The 4675-nt window shown below is 63.6% G+C and carries 6 protein-coding genes and 1 other annotated feature; of the genes, 4 read left to right on the forward strand and 2 right to left on the reverse strand.

The annotated features are described in order from the left end of the window. From A9310_RS26065 to A9310_RS22180, 4 genes are all read left to right on the forward strand, one after another. Window positions 1-263 (forward strand): transposase (locus A9310_RS26065; protein WP_368072726.1); only part of this gene is annotated, 263 nt, incomplete at its 5' end. After that, window positions 224-352, forward strand: a sequence feature (AL1L pseudoknot). (Overlaps the previous gene by 40 nt.) Continuing rightward, entirely contained in the window at window positions 266-1228 is a 963-nt protein-coding gene (locus tag A9310_RS22170) for an IS3 family transposase (protein ID WP_175401195.1), read from the forward strand. Its footprint overlaps the feature before it by 87 nt. A 46-nt stretch (window positions 1229-1274) precedes the next feature. Continuing rightward, window positions 1275-2402: a cell wall metabolism sensor histidine kinase WalK gene (locus A9310_RS22175; protein WP_254661315.1), complete on the forward strand. Its 1128-nt coding sequence runs from the start codon at window positions 1275-1277 to the stop codon at window positions 2400-2402. Window positions 2403-2449: 47 nt separating this feature from the next. Then, window positions 2450-2830, forward strand: a complete 381-nt coding sequence (locus tag A9310_RS22180; RefSeq protein ID WP_005180013.1) for a BlaI/MecI/CopY family transcriptional regulator — start codon at window positions 2450-2452, stop codon at window positions 2828-2830. A 53-nt stretch (window positions 2831-2883) separates the two neighbouring features. On the opposite strand, the gene A9310_RS22185 is transcribed toward A9310_RS22180, so the two are convergent. Beyond that, window positions 2884-3213 (reverse strand): hypothetical protein, encoded by a 330-nt coding sequence (locus tag A9310_RS22185; RefSeq protein WP_005180014.1) that lies wholly within the window; start codon window positions 3211-3213, stop codon window positions 2884-2886. Window positions 3214-3241: 28 nt separating this feature from the next. Beyond that, a complete protein-coding gene (locus tag A9310_RS22190) occupies window positions 3242-3685 on the reverse strand; it encodes a hypothetical protein (RefSeq protein WP_233425552.1) in 444 nt (147 codons plus the stop codon). Between the last annotated feature and the right edge of the window lie 990 nt (window positions 3686-4675).

Genomic DNA, 4675 nt, shown 5'->3' on the forward strand with positions numbered 1-4675 from the left:
CGCTTCGCACCTGGGTCAAGCAGGCCGAGATCGATGGCGGGGACCGCCCGGGGACCACGACCAGCGAGGCTGAGCGGATCGCGCTTCGCACCTGGGTCAAGCAGGCCGAGATCGATGGCGGGGACCGCCCGGGGACCACGACCAGCGAGGCTGAGCGGATCGCGCAGCTGGAACGGGAGAACCGGGAGTTGCGGCGGGCGAACACCATCTTGAAGCAGGCATCAGCTTTCTTTGCGGCGGACATCGACCGCCCACAGCGTTGATCGTGGAGTTCGTCGCCGCTTTCCGCGACGAACACGGAGTCGATCCGATCTGCGCGGCCCTGCGCGACACGGCCGCCCAGATCGCTCCGTCCACAGTCCGAGCCCATCTGAGCTCTCGACGAGTCGAGGCGCCACGGGTGGTCCGTGACCGCGAGATCCTCGGTGAGATCCGCACCGTGCATGCCGACAATCTCGGCGTCTACGGTGCCCGCAAAGTCCACGCCGAACTACGCAGAAAGGGTATCGGCGTGGCCCGGTGCACCGTCGAGCGGTTGATGAAAGCTGATGGGCTGCAGGGGATAACGAGATCCAAGACGCGGAAGACCACGCACAGCGAGGGGGCCGAAACTCCGCAGCCGGCCGATCGTGTCGAACGGCAGTTCACCGCGGCGGCGCCCAACGCGCTGTGGGTGGCGGACCTGACCTACATCCGCACACACTCGGGGTGGGTGTATGCCGCGTTCATCCTCGACGTCTTCTCAAGGATGGTCGTGGGCTGGCAGGTCTCGACCACCATGCACACCGACCTCGCGCTCGACGCCTTGGATATGGGGTTGTGGGCGCGGTCGCGTGCCGGCCAGGGCGTGGCCGGGCTGATTCACCACTCCGACCGCGGAGTGCAGTATCGAGCCATCCGCTACACCGAACGTCTCGCCGAAGCAGACGCAGTGACTTCTGTTGGCTCCAAGGGTGATTCGTACGACAATGCGATGGCCGAGGCGTTCAACTCGTTGTTCAAGGCCGAGTGTATCCGTAACCCAGTCATGCGCCCTCGCGGTGGCTGGGGCGGTGTCGGCGAGGTCGAGATCGCCGTCGCCGAGTACATCGACTGGTTCAACCACCGCCGCCTGCACGGCGAGATCGGGCACGTCCCACCCGTCGAGTACGAGACCACCTACTGGTCGACCCACACAGTCACCAGCTACCGTGAGAACCCGGTCCCGGCAGTCGCTGGAACCAAGTAAACGAGCCCCCAGCAAACCCGGGGCGATTCACATCAGCGTCGCGATCGTGGCACTGTTCGTCGCGCCGCACACCTTCCACGATCACCTCGGCCAGTCCAGCCTCGAACCGGGATCAGCACAGGCCGAACACGTCGAGGCCGCATTCACCTTCTCCATCGTCGTCTCGATGACCGCAGCCCTGGTCACCTCGACGATCCTGGCCACGGCCGTCAGCTGGTTCCTGGCTCGCCGCGTACAACAGTCAGTCGCCAGCGTCGCGCGCTCGGCTGTGGCGATCGGCGCAGGCAACTACCGCACCCGTGTTCCCGATCGCCAGCTCGGCACTGAGTTCACCCAGCTCAGCCGAGCCATCAACCAGCTGGCACAACGTTTGAACTCCCAGGAAGACATCCGCAAGCGGATGCTGTCAGACCTCGCCCACGAACTGCGCACCCCGTTGACCACCATCGGCGCGATCACCGACGCCCTCGAGGACGGTGTCCGCGCGCCCGACTCCCACACCTTCGACGTCGTGCGCACCGCCACCACCCGGTTGCAGCGCCTCGCCGAGGACATCGCGACCGTATCCAGCGCCGACGAGCACCAGATGCCATTGCAACCCTCGACGATCACTGTCAACGAACTGCTCATCGCGACCTACGAAGAAGCCGCCGAGCTGTTCACCGACGCCGGCGTCACGCTGGGCATCGTCACCACCGCCGCGCGCGTACACATCGATGTCGATGCCGAACGAATGAGCCAAGTACTGCTCAATCTGCTCACTAACGCGCTGCGACACAGCTCCCCGGGCCAGCGGGTCGTAGTGAAAGCCGACACCGCCCCGGCACACGCGGTGCGCATCAGCGTCGTCGACTGCGGGGACGGGATTCCCGCTCAACACCTTCCACACATCTTTGACCGCTTCTACCGCACCGACTCCTCACGGACCCGAGACGCCGGCGGCAGCGGTATCGGACTCACCATCGCCCGCTCCATCGTCGAAGACCATGGGGGCACCTTGCTCGCCGAAAGCCTGGGAACCGGGCACGGAGCCACCTTCACCATCACGTTGCCGACCACAACACGACGTCACATCCACCGCAGCACCCCTGGAACCGAATTCTCCGCAGCCATCGAACACCGCCCGCCTCGCGGCGCTGCCGATGCGCTCCAACGGGACCGAGCTACTAACTGAGGTAGTCCGTCGTAAGATTGACCCGCATCTAGAGATGGTGGGTGAAAATGACTGGGCTGGGTTCGCTGGAACGCGCAGTGATGGACGTGCTGTGGTCGGCCGGTGCGGCGATGTCGGTGCACGACCTAGTCGAGGAACTCCACGACCGCGAACCGGCCTACACCACAGTGCTCACCGTCGTCACCAACCTGCACAAAAAAGGGTTCGTCGGTCGAGAAAAAGTCAGCCGCGCCTACCGGTACTTCCCCATGCAGACCCGTGAAGAGGCCACCTCACGCACCTTGCGTCAGGTCCTCGACGCCAGCGGGGACTCCGCGGCAGTACTGATGCACTTCGCCCAGACCGTGACACCCGCCGAGCGTGAAGTGCTCAGCGAATACCTCACCCTTAAACCTCGCCACACCCGCGGCGGCGGCACCAAAGCCTAAGCCATAGAAACCCTCCGACAAGGGAAACTCCGGCGAGGCCCAGGCCCGACTACTCAACCGGTCGCGCGCCCCTTGACTGCTGGGAGTAGACGCGCCACCAGCGCACCGGCCACACCCGCAGCGAAGGCCGCAGCACTCAGAGCCGACACCCAGTCGTGCACATCCACAGCGGTCAGCACCCGCAGCTCAACCGGATCACCGCGCCCGACTCCTGAGCGGGGGTCGGATGGCACGAGATCCGACGTTCGGAGCAGCATCACCAGCCAGAACGCGGCCACCGCCTCAAACATCACCACAGCAAGACCCACCGCACGGGAGATCGTACGGGCAGGACCGCGCGGGCCGAACCGACCCGCACGCCGCACCTCGACACCGTCAGTCATGCCCAACCATCTCCTCAGCACACCCGCATCACACCCCACTTCTACTAACCACCTTCGTATTTTGTGGCCATCGGGCGTGGGCGCCGGGAACGAGGGTCTCGAAGCAATCACCACAGGACGCCGGCCGGGCCAGGCGGAAGACTATCGCGGCCACCAGACCGAAAATCGCGATCACACTGCCAGTACGGACCCACCTCGGGGGTCGATTGAGCTCTGCCCTCAACGCCAACTCGGCAATCGGATCAGCAGGCACCACGCCAATCTCGATCGACGCGCCCGTGGCCGCGAACACGATGAACACCCACATCGACGAGGCCATCCACACCAGCGGGTCAACCATTACAGCCAATGACGCACCGTGCAGATGAGCAGAAAACAACATGAGCGCCCCAACACAGAGCAGCGCCAACACGATCACCGACGCGAAAACACCCTGGGGAGCAACCACCATCACGCCGACGGCCGCACTCACGGCCACCGCACACGAAACAAGCGCCCGCCACGCCTCCCCACCTCGATCCGGCTGACGGGCGGCGACACCACACGCTGTGACCGCACCGAACAGTCCCAGGAGTACACCTTGGGCCACAATGTTTGCGATCACCACGCCTCCAACAACACCAGTTTGAAACTATCCTCGATAGTAGTTCAGGTGTACCGGAGGGCGCTGAGTGGAGGGGGAGTAGCCCTATATCCCCGTGGATGGGGCGAGGCCTCCCGGGTCGACGCGTCTCTTGGGCCGCGAAATACTTGAACGGCCGCTTCCGAAGTCGGGTTGGCCGGCACTGTAGGGATTGGGACACGCCGATCTGTTGTGCCCGCAACTGAAAGCGGACAACGAAGAGTGTGCTGTCCGGTACCCGATCTCAGGCCGTAAGAGGAGTGCGGTTGGCGGGCTTTTCGCAGCCGAGATGGGCGCCGTTGGTCGCAGAGGTAAACGTGCGGCCGCTCAGTTTTGCGTCTGCGTGAACGCTGGTAGCAGGATCGCGTCGATGAACCACGGGGCGTCAGCGGCGTCGAGGCGTGGCGTTGAAACGCCTCGACAGCATCACCATCCAGCGGCACACCGGCCAGAATCTCGTCGCCGCGCGCAATGCTGTCGGCCAAGGCTGCACGCCGTGGATTCAATTCACGGCGACCACCGCCATCCTCGACGAGAACGCGGCCTCGTTATGTCAAGTGCCCTTAAGAATGCGTACTCCCCCTGCTGATTTAAACAGCCGATAATAGATATTATGTCAAGTAAAAAGAGTAATGTTGCAGCAGATGCAGTCGAACCCTCCTCCTTTGCAACGTTCAGATTCTTATCGGTCTGGGCGCCTGACCTGCTCTGATGTGGGTTCAGACGGTCTATTGTGAGTGCGAACGCCGAATCGAAGCTGCAGTTTGCGCAGGGACCTGTCATACGAGCAGGGCTGAGCGACTTGATGATTGACACCGACCCTGCATTAGATGCATGATA

This window comes from Gordonia sp. UCD-TK1, from assembly GCF_001691435.1.
In the GTDB taxonomy this organism is placed as follows: domain Bacteria; phylum Actinomycetota; class Actinomycetes; order Mycobacteriales; family Mycobacteriaceae; genus Gordonia; species Gordonia hongkongensis.